General features: G+C 68.2%; 11 protein-coding genes and 1 tRNA gene. 6 read left to right on the top strand and 6 right to left on the bottom strand.

The features are described 5' to 3' along the window. The first annotated feature begins 73 nt into the window (after positions 1-73). The gene (locus SMN802W_RS0101565; RefSeq protein WP_026325631.1) at positions 74-1,561 is read left to right on the top strand and encodes a glycerol-3-phosphate dehydrogenase; all 1,488 of its coding nucleotides are present in this window, start codon (positions 74-76) and stop codon (positions 1,559-1,561) included. Beyond that, positions 1,558-2,337, top strand: a complete 780-nt coding sequence (locus SMN802W_RS0101570) for a DeoR/GlpR family DNA-binding transcription regulator (protein WP_019515127.1) — start codon at positions 1,558-1,560, stop codon at positions 2,335-2,337. The genes SMN802W_RS0101565 and SMN802W_RS0101570 overlap by 4 nt, the downstream gene beginning before the upstream one ends. 6 nt (positions 2,338-2,343) lie before the next feature. On the opposite strand, the gene SMN802W_RS0101575 is transcribed toward SMN802W_RS0101570, so the two are convergent. Further along, a complete protein-coding gene (locus tag SMN802W_RS0101575; RefSeq protein WP_026325632.1) occupies positions 2,344-3,015 on the bottom strand; it encodes a spermidine synthase in 672 nt (223 codons plus the stop codon). 189 nt (positions 3,016-3,204) lie between these two features. Here SMN802W_RS0101575 and SMN802W_RS0101580 point away from each other — a divergent pair, with 189 nt between their 5' ends. Further along, positions 3,205-3,558 carry a DUF6481 family protein gene (locus SMN802W_RS0101580; protein ID WP_019515129.1) on the top strand — a complete coding sequence of 118 codons (354 nt, stop codon included), beginning with the start codon at positions 3,205-3,207 and terminating at the stop codon, positions 3,556-3,558. A gap of 136 nt (positions 3,559-3,694) precedes the next feature. On the opposite strand, the gene SMN802W_RS0101585 is transcribed toward SMN802W_RS0101580, so the two are convergent. The 4 genes from SMN802W_RS0101585 to SMN802W_RS0101600 form a co-directional block, all read right to left on the bottom strand. After that, positions 3,695-3,769: transfer RNA gene (locus tag SMN802W_RS0101585), tRNA-Glu, on the bottom strand. A 76-nt stretch (positions 3,770-3,845) separates the two neighbouring features. Continuing rightward, entirely contained in the window at positions 3,846-5,591 is a 1,746-nt protein-coding gene (recJ, locus tag SMN802W_RS0101590) for a single-stranded-DNA-specific exonuclease RecJ (protein ID WP_019515130.1), read from the bottom strand. Positions 5,592-5,662: 71 nt separating this feature from the next. Further along, positions 5,663-6,349 (bottom strand): 2OG-Fe(II) oxygenase, encoded by a 687-nt coding sequence (locus SMN802W_RS0101595; RefSeq protein WP_019515131.1) that lies wholly within the window; start codon positions 6,347-6,349, stop codon positions 5,663-5,665. A gap of 61 nt (positions 6,350-6,410) precedes the next feature. Beyond that, positions 6,411-7,400 carry an RcnB family protein gene (locus tag SMN802W_RS0101600; protein ID WP_019515132.1) on the bottom strand — a complete coding sequence of 330 codons (990 nt, stop codon included), beginning with the start codon at positions 7,398-7,400 and terminating at the stop codon, positions 6,411-6,413. Positions 7,401-7,614: 214 nt separating this feature from the next. On the opposite strand from SMN802W_RS0101600, the gene SMN802W_RS0101610 reads away from it, so the two are divergent. Genes SMN802W_RS0101610 through SMN802W_RS0101620 form a run of 3 tightly spaced genes read left to right on the top strand, consistent with a single transcriptional unit; the run spans position 7,615 to position 10,907 of the window. Beyond that, complete coding sequence (locus SMN802W_RS0101610) at positions 7,615-8,217, top strand: TetR/AcrR family transcriptional regulator (protein WP_156818673.1); 603 nt, start codon at positions 7,615-7,617, stop codon at positions 8,215-8,217. Continuing rightward, entirely contained in the window at positions 8,214-9,233 is a 1,020-nt protein-coding gene (locus SMN802W_RS0101615; protein WP_019515134.1) for an NADPH:quinone oxidoreductase family protein, read from the top strand. Before SMN802W_RS0101610 ends, SMN802W_RS0101615 begins: the two co-directional genes overlap by 4 nt. Positions 9,234-9,293: 60 nt before the next feature. Beyond that, positions 9,294-10,907 carry a choline dehydrogenase gene (locus SMN802W_RS0101620; RefSeq protein ID WP_019515135.1) on the top strand — a complete coding sequence of 538 codons (1,614 nt, stop codon included), beginning with the start codon at positions 9,294-9,296 and terminating at the stop codon, positions 10,905-10,907. Positions 10,908-10,928: 21 nt separating this feature from the next. Here the strand turns inward: SMN802W_RS0101620 and SMN802W_RS16160 are convergent, their stop codons facing one another. Then, on the bottom strand, positions 10,929-13,775 hold the full coding sequence (locus SMN802W_RS16160; protein ID WP_019515136.1) for a PAS domain-containing hybrid sensor histidine kinase/response regulator: 2,847 nt from the start codon (positions 13,773-13,775) through the stop codon (positions 10,929-10,931). Positions 13,776-13,821 lie beyond the last annotated feature (46 nt).

Genomic DNA, 13,821 nt, shown 5'->3' on the forward strand with positions numbered 1-13,821 from the left:
CTTGTGCTCGCGTCAACACTTTCGTTTCGGTTCGTTTCTACTACATACGAAAGGAGAAACGAAAGTGAGCGACATGGCCGAGCCTCTTACCTACGACCTGCTGATTGTCGGCGGCGGCATCAACGGTGCTGGCATCGCTCGCGATGCGGCGGGCCGAGGACTGTCGGTGCTGCTGGTCGAGCAGGACGATCTCGCCAGCCACACCTCCTCCGCCTCGACCAAGCTGATCCACGGCGGGTTGCGCTATCTCGAATATGGCGAGTTCCGGCTGGTGCGCGAGGCGTTGATCGAGCGCGAGCGGCTGTGGCGGATGGCACCGCACATCATCTGGCCGCTACGCTTCGTGCTGCCGCAGACACAATCGCCTCGCCCCGCCTGGATGGTGCGGCTGGGGCTGTTCCTCTACGATCATCTGGGCGGGCGCGAGGAACTGCCCGGCACCGACACGATCGCGCTGGGCGAAACGGTCTATGGCGACGGACTGAAGGACGCAGACGGCAAGGCGTTCGTTTATTCCGACTGCTGGGTAGAGGATAGCCGCATGGTCGTGCTGAACGCGCGCGACGCGGCCGAACACGGCGCCGACATCCGCACCCGTACGACGCTGATCGATGCGCGCCGCGATGGTGAATTGTGGTCGGCCACGATTGAAGGTCTGACCGGCCGCGAGTCGGTGCGCGCGCGCGCGCTGGTCAACGCTGCCGGCCCATGGGTCGCCGACGTGATCGGGCGCACGGGCGCGAACCGCAGCGAGCGCGGCGTGCGGCTGGTCAAGGGCAGCCACCTCGTCGTACCGAAGCTGTACGAGGGCGATCACGCGTTCATGCTGCAGAACCCCGATCGCCGCATCGTGTTCGCGATCCCCTACGAGGGCAAATATACACTCGTCGGCACCACCGACGAGCCGTGGGAGGGCGCCCCCGCCAAGGCGCAGATCAGCGAGAGCGAGACCGATTATCTGCTCGACACCGCCAACCGCTATTTCACGCGACGTCTGACGCGCGACGACGTTGCGTGGAGCTATGCGGGCATCCGCCCGCTCTACGACGATCAGGCGGGCAGCGCCTCGGCAGTGACGCGCGACTATGTGCTCGATCTCGACGGCGGAGCGGGCCGCGCGCCGATGCTGAGCATCTTCGGCGGCAAGATCACGACCTACCGCAAGCTTGCCGAACACGCGCTGGCGGAACTCGCGCCATTCTTCCCGCAGGCGAGCGCGGCGTGGACCGCAGGCGCGACGCTGCCGGGCGGCGACATGGACGATTTTGAGCGCTTCCTCGCGCATCTGGCGAACGATCATCCCGCGGTCGCCCCTGCCCTGCTGCGGCGGCTGGCACGCGCGTACGGCACGCGGATCAGTCGCATCCTCAAAGAGGGGTTGGGCGATGACCTGGGCGGCGGACTGACGACCGGCGAGGTCGACTACCTGATCGCGCAGGAATGGGCGCGCACCGCGGAGGACGTGCTGTACCGGCGCAGCAAGCTAGGGCTCCACGTCCCGCACGGCACCGAGGCGCGACTCGACGACTATCTCTCGCGCGTGAGGCGTACCGCAGGGTGAGCCAAACGACCGACCTCGTCGCCAATCGTCACCAGCATATCCTCGCGCTCGCACGGCAGACCGGAAGCGTGTCGGTCGAGGCGCTCGCCACGCGACTGGGCGTGACGCCGCAGACGATCCGCAAGGATCTGAACGACCTCGCCGCGCGGGCGATGCTGTCGCGCGTTCACGGCGGCGCGGTGGTGACCTCGGGCGTCGGCAATATCGACCATGCGACGCGCGCCGCCGTCGCCGCAGAAGCGAAAGCCGCCATCGGTGCGGCTACCGCGCGGCTGGTGCCAGAGGGTGCGAGCCTGTTCGTCAACATCGGCACCACGACCGAGGCGGTCGCCCGCGCGCTGGTCGATCACCGCGAGCTGCTGGTCATCACCAACAACCTGAACGTCGTCGACATATTGGCAGGACGCGATCCGATCGAGGTGATCGCCGCGGGGGGTCGTGTCCGCGCCAGCGACCGCGCGATCGTCGGCGCGTTGGCGATGGACTTCATCCGCGGATTCCGCGTCGACTATGCGGTGATCGGCACGTCCGCGATCGACTGTGACGGGACGCTGCTCGACTTCGATGTCGAGGAGGTGCGCGTGTCGCAGACGATCATCGCGCATGCACGCAAGGTGATCCTCGTCGCCGACGCGAGCAAGATCGGCCGCGCGGCCCCGGTCAGAATCGCGGGGCTCGACGCGGTCGACTATCTGGTCATCGACCGGATCGAGCCGGAACTCGCCCGCGCCTGCCGCGAGGCGCACGTCACGGTGATCGAGACCGAAGCGGGCTAGACCGGGTCAGGCCGCAGTCGCGAACCAGATCGTGTGGATCGCACCCTTGCCGTTGCTGCGTGCGCGAACGGTGCGTTCCTCGACCGCAAAGCCCGCCGACGCAAGCCGTCGTGCAAACGCCGCGTCGGGCGCGGCCGACCACACCGCCAGCACCCCGCCGGGCCGCAGCGCCTCACGCGCGAGATGCAGCCCCCGCATTGCGTAGAGGCGGTTGTTGGCAGCGCGCACCAGCCCGTCGGGCCCATTGTCGACGTCGAGCAGGATGGCGTCATACTCGCCCGCACCTTCGGAAATCATGTCCGCCACGTCGATCTGCGCAACGCCGACGCGCGGGTCATCGAGACAGCCCGCGGTCAGCGCCGCCATCGGGCCCTGCGCCCAGGCGATGATCTGCGGTACCAGCTCCGCCACCGTCACGCGCGCGTCGGCGGGCAGCACCGAAAGCGCGGCACGCAGCGTGAACCCCATGCCGTAGCCGCCGATCAGCAGCCGCGGCGCCGCGTGCGTGCGCAGCCGCTCGATCGTCATGGTGGCAAGCGCCTCCTCCGAACCGCTCATCCGGCTGTTCATCAACTCGTTGCGGTCGAGCACGATCATGAAATCGTCGCCGCGCCGGAACAGCCGCAACTCCTCGCCGCCGGGAACGCGCGCAGTGCCGATCAACTCTCTGGGAACCATGATGCTCGCTTGTACCTGAAGGAATATCGCATCGCGCGTTAACGTCGCACGCGACGCCTGGCGACCGTCCGCCGCCGCCCGGGGCGCAATCTTTTGGCAAAACCGCCCGATTGCGCTATATGACTGACAGGCCGCGCGCTCGTCGCACTCCGGCCTCGTCCACCAACAATCAGGAATTTATCGACCTTCATGGCTGCGTTCAAGGAACAGGGTTTTCAGGAGCGCGCCGCGCTCGCCGCCAAGGCCAAGCAGGCCGCGATCGAGAAGCTGCGCGCGAAGCCGCCGGTCGACGAGGCGGTGCTGGCCGAGCAGCGCAAGATCGCCGAGGCCCGCGCCGCCGAACAGGCACGCGTGAGCGCGGAAAAGAAGGCGGCGCGCGAGCAGGCCGCTGCCGAGAAGAAAGCCGCGCGCGAGGCCGCCGCCGAGGAAAAGCGGCTGGCCGACGAGGCACGTCAGAAGATGCGCAAGGTCCCGACCGAGGCCGAGATGAAGGCCGCCCGCGACGCGCGCTACGCCGCCCGCAAGGCGCGTCTGAAGCGATAAGATACGACGGCCGCGTCTTCAGGCGCGGCCGTTCTCCGATTGCTCGTCGACACACCTGCCATGTGCCGCATGCAAAATGATGAAGAGAGATATTTGTCCGCCCGCGCACGGACCAACGCCACCAACGCAACTGGCGTGGTGACCCCTACGGGAATCGAACCCGTGCTTCAGCCGTGAAAGGGCCGCGTCCTAACCGCTAGACGAAGGGGCCGTGAGGCGAGGCGGCGCATTGCGTCAAAAGCGGCGGTCGGTCAAGCCTCTTCGACGCGGCGTGCTTACCTTGGCGGTCAATTTGCCCACGCCGCGTCGTCGAGGTGCAATTCGGCCGCGGGTCGGCTGCCCCAGTCATCGAGCTTCGCGCGCCCGGCGAGCCACAACCGCCGCGTCGGACCGGCGGCGAGCAGCGCCTGCCCCAGCGCCGTATCAGCGGCGCGGAACGCCATCGCCTTGATGCTGCGCCCATCGTCGCCCGCCACGATCGCACGGACGTGGCCATTGCCGACGACATCGACCTTGATCGTCCGCACGGGACCAACGGCAACGCGCGGGCTGGGCCAGCCGGTGCCATAAGGCCCGCCGGCCTCCAGCGCCTGCACCAGGTCCGGGGTCACGCCGCCGGGTGCCAGCACGGTGTCGACCAGCAATGCGCGGTCGAGCACCGCCTGCGCGACCGCGGCCGACAGCCGCTCATCAAGGAAGGCGGCGAACGCGTCGATCCGGTCGGCCGTGACGGTCAGCCCCGCCGCCATCGCGTGCCCGCCGCCCGCGACCAGCAAGCCATGCTCCTTCGCCGCCAGGATCGCGGCCCCCAGATCGACGCCGGTGATCGATCGGCCCGACCCCTTGCCCATGCCGTGTTCGTCGATCGCGATGACGATCGCAGGCCGGCCGAGCTTCTCCTTCAATCGTCCCGCGACGATGCCGATCACGCCGGGGTGCCACCCCTGCCCCGCGACGACGACGATCGATCGATCGGTGACGATGTTCGCCTCCGCGCCCTCCTGCACGATCGCCTCGATCGCGCGACGCTCCTCGTTCAGCCGGTCGAGTTCGCCAGCGATCACGCGCGCCTCGTCCGCGTCCTGCGTGGTGAGCAGCCGGACACCGAGATCGGCGAGCCCGACGCGCCCGCCGGCGTTGACCCGGGGGCCAAGCGCAAAGCCCAGGTCCGTCGCGGTCGGCGCACGCGTCAGCCGCGATGCCTCGATCAGCGCGGCGATGCCGGGATTGCGCCGCGCCGCCATGACCTTCAATCCTTGCGCCACGAACGCGCGATTGAGGCCGCGTAGTTGCGCCACGTCGGCGACGGTCCCGAGCGCGACCAGATCGAGCAGGTCGAGCAGCCTGGGCTCGGGGCGGTCGGCGAAATAGCCGCGCGTTCTGAGCGCCCGGATCGTCGCGGCGGCGAGCAGGAAGCAGACGCCGACGGCGGCAAGATGCCCGTGCGCGGCGCCCTCCGTCTCGTCGAGCCGGTTGGGGTTCACCACCGCATGCGCGCGCGGCAGTTCGGTCGCGCATTTGTGATGATCGACGACCAGCACATCGACGGGCACGTCGGCCAGCGCGTCGAACGCCTGCGCGCCGCAATCGACGGTGACGATCAACGTCGCGCCTTCACCGGCGAGCAACCGCATTGCGGCGGCGTTCGGCCCGTACCCTTCTGTTAGCCGGTCGGGGATGTAAACGCGCGCATCGCGACCGAGCGCGCGCAGCAACAGCACGAGCAGCGCCGAAGAGGTCGCGCCATCCACGTCGTAATCGCCGAAGATCGCAATCCGCTCCCCCGCTTCGACCGCGTCGGCGAGACGCGCGGCACCCTTGTCCATGTCGCGGAAGATAGACGGGTCGGGCATGAAGCTGCGGATCGAGGGTGCGCGGTGGTCGTCGAGCGCTTCGCGCGGACACCCGCGCGACAGCAGTATCTGCGTGACCAGATCGTCGGGCACGAACCCAGCGCGCTGATCGTCGGCAAGCGCGCGCCAGCGCCATGCCTGCCCGAGGATCGAGCGATCGATATCCAAAACGTTCCGCATTAACGATACTTAGCCGAAAACACCCAAGCGGTCACGCGCGCGGGCACGGCGCTCCCCAGCGGCCAGCCGGATCACGCCTGCCGCATCACCCATGGCTGTTCGCGAAACCATTTGGTGACGATGTACTTGACGCCCTCCACCACCGGCATCCCTTCGTGCAGCGTGCGCGTGTTGGGGCGACCGTCTGCTTCCATGTTGTTCCACGCGAGCAACATGCCGCGCCGCGGCACCGCACGCACGCCGCCCTGCGGGAACCAGGTCGCGCCGCCCTCCTCCACCTCGTTCAGGTAGATCATCGCCGTCCAGGTGCGCTGCCCGCCGCTCGCCTGCATCCTGGGCCAGTAGCTTTCGCCCTCATGGAAATAATCGTGGTGGGTGCGGAAATGCTGGCCCGGCGCGTAGCGCTGCCCCTGCATCGTCTCGCCGTGTGCGGGGTCGAGCCCGAGCGCGCCGGCGATCAACTCGTCGACCGCGCGGATGTCGGGCGCGGTGCGATCCATGTCGCAGCTGTCGCTGGTACGGTTGGCGCTCTTGCCCGTGTCGGACAGCAGCGTCGAGGGTCGGCGCTGCCGCTCGATCAGCGCGACGAGATGGTCACAGGTGGCGTCGTCAAGAAAGCCGAGGCAGCGGTATGCCTGGATCGTCTCGCTCGGCAGCCGCGTCATGCGCGGATCGGCGTCAAGCCGCGCGGCGACCTGCGCGCCGATGCCAGCGCGGGCGGCCGAAGGGTGACCGGGGGGTACGCTCGTCGTGACCATGCCCTTCACTCGCAAGTCGATGCGGGCGAGGCAAGCCTGACCCGCCCGACACCTGATGCGATCACCAGAAGATGTCGTAGATCGCGTCGACGATCTCGCCGGTGTCGACGTCGACCAGCACCGCGTCATTGTAGTAACGCACCCAGCGATATGGGCCATATGGCTCGGGCAAACGATAAGCGAACGGATCGTCGATCCAGTAGCTTTGCGCGAACAGGACCGGCGACAGCCGTACGCCGACGGCGAAGCGACGGTAGCCGCCGTTCCAGCCATAGGGCGCATAGTAACGCGGCAGTCGATAGGCGGCGCGATTGCTGTTGCGGTATCCCGACCAGTCGTAGCGGCGCTGCTGCCGCCAGCCGCGATCCCAATCACGGCCGCGGCCCGCGCTCCAGCCGCGGTCCGATCCGCGCGGCGAAGCGCCCCAGCCCTGTTCGCGGCCGGCGCGGTTTCCGCGATCGTTCCAGCCGCTACGCCCAGCCCAGTCACGATTCGGTTGCGCACCGTTCCACGCGCGATCACCGCGCCCGCGATCATCCCGGTTGCGCTGCGATGGCGCGCGGTCCGCCCAATTGCCCTCACCCGGACCGCGCCCGGCCCAGCCGCCGCGTGCGTCGGGCACGCCGCCGTTCTCGCGTGCCCAATCCGGTGAACGAACACCTCCACGTCCGCCGCCGGGCCGCTCGCCGCGATCCCCGGACGACCAGCCCGCGGCACTGTCCGCTTGCCGCGGTGGGCCACCCGCCGGCCGGTTCCAGTCACGGTCCGGCGCCGGGGCGCTGATACCCTGTGGACCGGGGCCACGATCAGGTCGTGGACCGCGACCCTCACGGTGCCAATCGCCCCGTGCCGCACCTTCGGGACGCTGCCAGCCGCCACGGTCGCCGGTGCGCTCCTGCCCCGCCGGTCGTTCGACGCGGCCCTGCGCCTCGACCCGCGCCTGCATGCGCGCACGCATCATGTCGCGGACCGAGCCGTCCTGCGCGCTCGCCACTCCCGGTACGATCCCCGCCGCGGCTGCGAGCAGCCCGGCAACCAATGACCTGATCATTTCGCTACGCACTCCACCACGCCGACCGATCGATCGACACCATCTCGACCGCCACCCGGCGGATCCGGAAGGCGACGGTGAAGTGATGCACGAGGCGTGTCGAACCGTTGCTGAATTGATGCGTCAGCCAATTGACAGCTAAAGGACCCCGCAGGTCCGCAGCGCTGCTTTACGTACCGGCAGGCGCCGCGTAACCTTCGTTATGGCCAAGGGAATGACAAGCGCGGTTGCGGTGGAGACGCTCACGCCGGGCAAAGACGCTGTTGCGATCCGCTCGCCCGATCTGACGCCCGCCGCATGGCTGGAGGCGGGACAGTCATTGCTGCGGCGCGGCGGTCTGCGCGCGTTGAAGCTGCGTCCGCTTGCCGAGGAGCTGCGCGTCTCGACGGGCAGCTTCTATCACCACTTCCGCGACTTCGACGACTATCAGGGCCAGCTGGCGCGTTATTTCTCCGAGGACCAGCTCGGCAGCCTGATCGATGCGCTGGAACGCGCCGCGCCCGATCCGATCGACCGTATCCGGCTGCTCGGCCAGACGGTGCGGCGGCGGGGATCGTCGCGGCTCGCGATCGCAATGCGCGCCTGGGCGGAAAGCGACCCGCGCGCACGCGATGCGGTCGAGCGGCACGACACGCTGATGCTCGATTTCCTGGCGCGTTGCCTGACCGCGGCAGGGTTCACCCGCGCAGAGGCGGAGATTCGCGCCTATGGACTGATTACCCTGGGGTTGAGCAAGGTGCACGCGCCGCACCTGAACATCGCGACCCTGTTCGACGACCTGCTCGACATCATGATCGCGCGGGCACCGGTGCCGTGAAGGCGCTGCGCGTCTCCGCATTGTCGGCCGATCTGTCGGGCGTGACGCTGGACAATGTGCCGCCGCCCACGCCCCGCGACGGAGAGGTGCTGATCCGCGTCCGCGCCGCCGCGCTCAACTATCCCGACGTGCTGATGACGCGCGGTGCGTATCAACTCAAACCGCCGCTGCCGTTCGTACCCGGCATGGAGGTCGCGGGCGAGATCGTGTCGGGCGACGGCTTCGTACCCGGCATGGAGGTCGCGGGCGAGATCGTGTCGGGCGACGGCTTCGTACCCGGTGAGGCGGTGGTCGCGGGCACGCGACTGGGTGGCTTTGCCGAGTTCGTTGCAGTCGACGCAGCAACGGTCAGGCGCAAGCCGGCGCAACTGTCGTTTGCTCAGGCGGCGAGCGTCGGGGCGACGTACCTGACCGCCTATGTCGCGCTTGTTCGGCTGGCGCGGGTCGAGCCGGGCGAGTGGGTGATGGTGCACGGTGCGACCGGCGGCGTCGGCTGGGCCACGGTCGACCTCGCCCGCGCACTGGGAGCACGTGTCATCGCGACCGGCCGCGACGCCGCCAAGCTCGACATCCTGGGGCGCGAGCAACCCGGCACGGTCACCGTAACGCTATTGCCGACCGCACCCGGCTTTCGCGAACAGGTCAAGGAGATCACGGGTGGCGGCGCGGACGTGATCGTCGATTCAGTAGGCGGCGACGTGTTTGACGAGTCGACGCGCTGCATCGCGTTCGGTGGCCGATTGCTGGTCGTCGGCTTTACCTCTGGGCGGATCGCCGAAGTTCCGACCAACATACCGCTGATCAAAGGCTTTTCGGTGATCGGCGTGCGCGCAGGTGAATACGGCCGACGCTTTCCGACACGTGGGCGGGAGAATGTCGACGCGATCTGGCGGATGGCGGACGAGGGGCGAATCACCCCGCGGATCGACCGCGAATACGCGCTCTCGGATTGGCGTGAAGCTTTCGCGGCGATGAGCGAGAGCCGCATGGTTGGCAAGCTGGTTCTGATACCCTGAACGAAGATGCGGCGCGATCCCGTCGGATGAACGGGACGCGGCGATGATGGAGAGGACACGATGCCCGGCTACGATTACGTCATCATCGGCGGCGGCTCCGCCGGCTGCACGCTCGCCGCGCGGTTGAGCGAGGATCCGGCGGCAAGCGTCTGCCTGATCGAGGCGGGCGGCGCGAACAAGGAAATGCTGGTGCGGATGCCCGCGGGCGTCGGCAATCTCATCAAGGCGAAGGGCAAGCACAATTGGGGCTTCTGGACCGAGCCCGAGCCGCACCTGAACAATCGCCGCTTGTGGTGGCCACGCGGGCGCGGGCTCGGCGGATCGTCGTCGATCAACGGCATGATCTACACCCGCGGGCACCCGCGCGATTACGACGAGTGGCGGCAGACGGGGCTGGCCGGCTGGGGTTGGGACGACGTGCTCCCCTATTTCCGCCGGCTGGAGGGGCATCACCGCGGCAAAAGCAATGGGCTGCACGGGGCCGCAGGACCGCTGCACGTCTCGGCCGGGGAAAGCGACAGCCCGTTTCACGACGCGCTGGTCGAGGCCGGGCGGCAGGCTGGCTACCCGCTAACCGACGATTTCAACGGTGCGCAGCAGGAAGGGTTCGGTCGTTACGACCTGACGATCAGCAACGGGCAGCGCTGGTCCGCCGCCGCCGCCTATCTCCGCCCCGCGCTGTCGCGCCCCAACCTGACCGTCATCACCGACGCGCGCACGTCGCAAATCGTGGTCGAGCGCGGGCGTGCCGTTGCGGTGGAGTATCTGCGCGGGCGAGAACGTGCCCGGGCCGACGTGTTCGGGGAGGCACTGCTTACCGCCGGCGCGGTGCAGTCACCGCATATCCTGCAGCTGTCCGGGATCGGCGATGCCGCCGCGCTTCGCGATGCGGGCGTGACCCCGGTGCACGACCTGCCCGGCGTCGGCGCGAACATGCAGGATCACCTCGACGTCATCATGAACTGGACCACCAGGGGGCTGATGACGGGCTATTCGGCGACGCGCGGGCTGGCGATGCTGAGGACCGGGCTGGACTATGCTTTGCGCGGTCGCGGACTGGGGCGGCAGCAGTTCCTGGAAAGCGGCGCATTCCTGCGCTCACGCGACGGGCTGGAGCGACCCGATGTGCAGATCCACGGCGTGCTCGCCATCATGCGCGACCATGGGCGCACGCAGGTGAAAGAGGACGGCTTCTCGCTGCATCTGTGCCAGTTGCGCCCGGAAAGTCGAGGCCGGATCGCGCTCGGCTCAGCCGACCCGACCGACGAACCCCTGATCTACGCCAATTACCTCGCCACGCCGGAGGATCGACGCGTCATGCGCGAATGCGTCAAGATCGGGCGCGATGTCGCGAGCCAGCACGCGCTCGATCCTTACCGCGCCGACGAGATCTATCCGGGCATGACCGTGCGTACCGACCCGGAGATCGACGCCTGGGTCCGCGCCACGGCGGAAACGATCTACCACCCGGTCGGGACATGCAAGATGGGTCCAGACAGCGATCCGAATGCCGTGGTCGACGGCGCCTTGCGCGTGCGCGGCATCGAGCGGCTGCGCGTCGTCGACGCCTCGGTGATGCCGACGCTCGTCGGATCGAACACCAACGCGCCGACGATCATGATCGCGGAGAAGGCTGCCGACATGGTCCGCGGACGGACGCTGGCGGCGGCCTGACGCGGAGCCGGATGGACGCGATCAGGCGCAGATCGCGTGCAGCCGCGCGATCAGCTCGTCGCGCGTGAAAGGTTTGCGGATCACCCGCTCGTCGGGCACGTCACGGATCGCGTCGGCATCGGCGTAACCGGTGACGAACAGGACCGGCAGCCCCGGCCAGCGCCGCTGCGCCAGCGTGCGGAACTGCGCACCGTTCATCTGCGGCATCGCAAAATCGGCGACCACCGCGTCGACACGGCCGATCTCCTCCATCGCGTCAAGCGCACCCTGTCCGCCCGCCGCCTCGATCACCCGGCAACCAGCATCACGCAGCATGTCGGCGGTGACGCTGCGCACCGCATCCTCGTCGTCGAGCACCAGGATGGTGCGCCCGGAGATATCGCGCGGTCCTGCGGGAACTGGCCTCGCGACAGCAGGAACCGCAGCACCACGCGGCAGGAAGACGCTGACGGTTGTACCGCGATCGATCACCGAGTCGATCCGCACGCCGCCGCCCGATTGCTTGGCGAAGCCGAACACCTGCGCGAGGCCGAGGCCCGACCCCTTGCCGATCTCCTTGGTGGTGAAGAACGGCTCGAACGCGCGCGCCAGCACGTCCTCGCTCATGCCCGTGCCGGTGTCGGTCACCGACACCGCGACGTAATCGCCGGCGGGTGGTTCCTCCGGCCGATCGGCGGGCCCACGCGCGACATTGGCGGTCGCAACCGTCAGTGTGCCGCCGCCCGGCATCGCGTCACGCGCGTTGATCGCGAGGTTGAGGATGATGAGTTCGATCTGCGTCGGATCGACCAGCGCGGGCCACAATCCATCCGCCAGCGTCGTCTCGATCGCGATCGAGCGGCCAAGCGTGCTCTGCATCAGCGCGCTCATCCCCGACACGGTCTCGTTCAGGTCGACCGTTCTCGTCTCCAGATGCTGCCGGCGCGAAAAGGCAAGCAATTGCGCGGTCAGCGTCGCGCCGCGCTGCGCCGCGGTGCGGATGTGATCGAGCCGTTGCAGCGTCCGATCGTCGAGGCCCGCCTTGTGCGCAGTCCGCGCGAGCACGTCGACGTTGCCGAGCACCACCGTCAGCAGGTTGTTGAAATCATGCGCCACGCCCGAGGTTAGTTGCCCAACCGCCTCCAGCCGCTGCAACTGGTGCAGCGTCTCCTCGACCCGCTCGCGCTCGCCGATCTGTTCGCGAAGCTCGGCGGTACGCTCGGCGATGCGCGTCTCCAGCGCCTCGCCGGCCAGATGCGCGTCGGTCACGTCGATCGCGCAGCCGACATGGCCGAGGAACGTGTCGCCGACGAGATGCGGGCGCAGCTCGACATGAATCCAGCGCGTCTCGCCAACGGCGGTGCGCACCGCATAGTCGCGGCCGAGCGACTTTCGTCGTTCAAGAAAGACCGGACGCGCGGCATCGAGCGCGCGCACATCCGCGTCGGTCAGGATCGCGCCCCACCCTTCCCGCAGCATCCGCTCGGGAGGAACACCGAGCATCGTCTCAAAGCCACGATTGACGAACACCAGCCGACCGTCCTGATCGGACATCCACACCAATGCGGGCAAACTGTCCGACAGCGCGCGGAACCGACGCTCGCTTTCCTTCAACTGTTCGCCATCGACCTTGCGGCGGGTGACGTCGATCAAACTGCCGAGCGCGCGCGTGCACCGGTCCTCCGCGTCGAAGAAGGCGCGGCCCTTCGCCGTCAACCATCGAACGACGCCCGTATCCGCGCGGACGATCCGGTACTCGACATCATAGGCCGCGCGGCGAACCGGATCGGTCGTCGCCTGCAACGCGGCACGCACCATGTCACGGTCGTCGGCGTGCACGCGCGCGTAGAATTCGTCGATCGTCACCGACCGGTCGAACGGCAGGCCGAAGATCGTCTTGGTGCGCGACGAACAGTTGAGCACGCCGGTCGCCACGTCGACGTCCCACGTCCCGATCTCCGCCGCCTCGGTCGCGAGTTCCAGCGACTCCCTGCTGGCGAGCAGCGCTTCCTCGGCGCGGTGGCGCTCGGTGACGTCGATCCCTTCGACAAAGACGCCGGTCACCGCACCGGTGGCGTCCTTGATCGGTTGGTAGACGAAATCGAGCAGCCGCTCCTGATCGGCTTGCCCGTCAATGCCATCAAGGCGCAGCGTCCGGTTCTGCCCGAAGAAGGGCGTGCCCGTCGCAACCACGGTGTCGAGCAAGTCGAGGAATCCCTGCTCCACCGCCTCCGGTACTGCCTCGGCGATCGTTCGCCCGACCACGTCGCGTCCGCCCAGCAGCCGCCGGTACGATGCATTAGCAAGCTCGAAGCGATGGCCGGGTTCACGCATCACCGCCATGAAGCTGGGTGCGGCATCGAACATCTCGGCCAGCCGGGCATGGTCCTCCGCGATCGCCCGCGCGGCACGGACGCGGTCGGTCGTCTCCGACACGATGCACAGCACGCCGCCGACGCTGCCGTCGCGCAGCAATACCGGCGAGTAGGAAATATCGAAGAACACTTCCTCACCATAGCCGTGACGCTCGATATAGAACGGCCGGTCCTTCGCGGTGTAAGTCTCGCCTGTCTGACGCACATGATCGAGCAGCGGGTGCAGGTCGCCCCACAGCTCCGCCCACGCCTCACAGCCCGGTTGGCCAAGCGCGGCAGGATGTTTGGTCCCGATCGTCGGCGCATAGGCATCGTTGTAGAAAGCGACGTAATCTTCGCCCCAGAACAGCACGATCTCGGCGGCAGCAGGCAGGAGCAGCGCCACCGCGTTGACCAGTTCGGCCGGCCAATGCTCGACCGGGCCGAGCGAGGTGGTATCCCAATCGTGCGCGCTGATGCGCTCCCCCATTTCGGAGCCGGCGAACAGGGCGATCGGGGAGCGTACCTCGTTCATCGTGGCGCCACGATGCAACGGGGAACGGCGCGCGCGCAAGTTGGCA

The sequence above is a fragment of the Sphingomonas sp. Mn802worker genome, assembly GCF_000382485.1.
Classification (GTDB): Bacteria; Pseudomonadota; Alphaproteobacteria; order Sphingomonadales; family Sphingomonadaceae; genus Sphingomonas.

What these genes read in the sequence shown, in the direction of transcription:
- SMN802W_RS0101575 (WP_026325632.1), bottom strand. Translation starts at nt 3,015, where the DNA reads ATGGTTCCCAGAGAGTTGATCGGCACTGCGCGCGTTCCCGGCGGCGAG.
- SMN802W_RS0101580 (WP_019515129.1), top strand. Translation starts at nt 3,205, where the DNA reads ATGGCTGCGTTCAAGGAACAGGGTTTTCAGGAGCGCGCCGCGCTCGCC.
- SMN802W_RS0101565 (WP_026325631.1), top strand. Translation starts at nt 74, where the DNA reads ATGGCCGAGCCTCTTACCTACGACCTGCTGATTGTCGGCGGCGGCATC.
- SMN802W_RS0101610 (WP_156818673.1), top strand. Translation starts at nt 7,615, where the DNA reads ATGACAAGCGCGGTTGCGGTGGAGACGCTCACGCCGGGCAAAGACGCT.
- SMN802W_RS0101595 (WP_019515131.1), bottom strand. Translation starts at nt 6,349, where the DNA reads ATGGTCACGACGAGCGTACCCCCCGGTCACCCTTCGGCCGCCCGCGCT.
- SMN802W_RS16160 (WP_019515136.1), bottom strand. Translation starts at nt 13,775, where the DNA reads ATGAACGAGGTACGCTCCCCGATCGCCCTGTTCGCCGGCTCCGAAATG.
- SMN802W_RS0101600 (WP_019515132.1), bottom strand. Translation starts at nt 7,400, where the DNA reads ATGATCAGGTCATTGGTTGCCGGGCTGCTCGCAGCCGCGGCGGGGATC.
- SMN802W_RS0101620 (WP_019515135.1), top strand. Translation starts at nt 9,294, where the DNA reads ATGCCCGGCTACGATTACGTCATCATCGGCGGCGGCTCCGCCGGCTGC.
- recJ (WP_019515130.1), bottom strand. Translation starts at nt 5,591, where the DNA reads ATGCGGAACGTTTTGGATATCGATCGCTCGATCCTCGGGCAGGCATGG.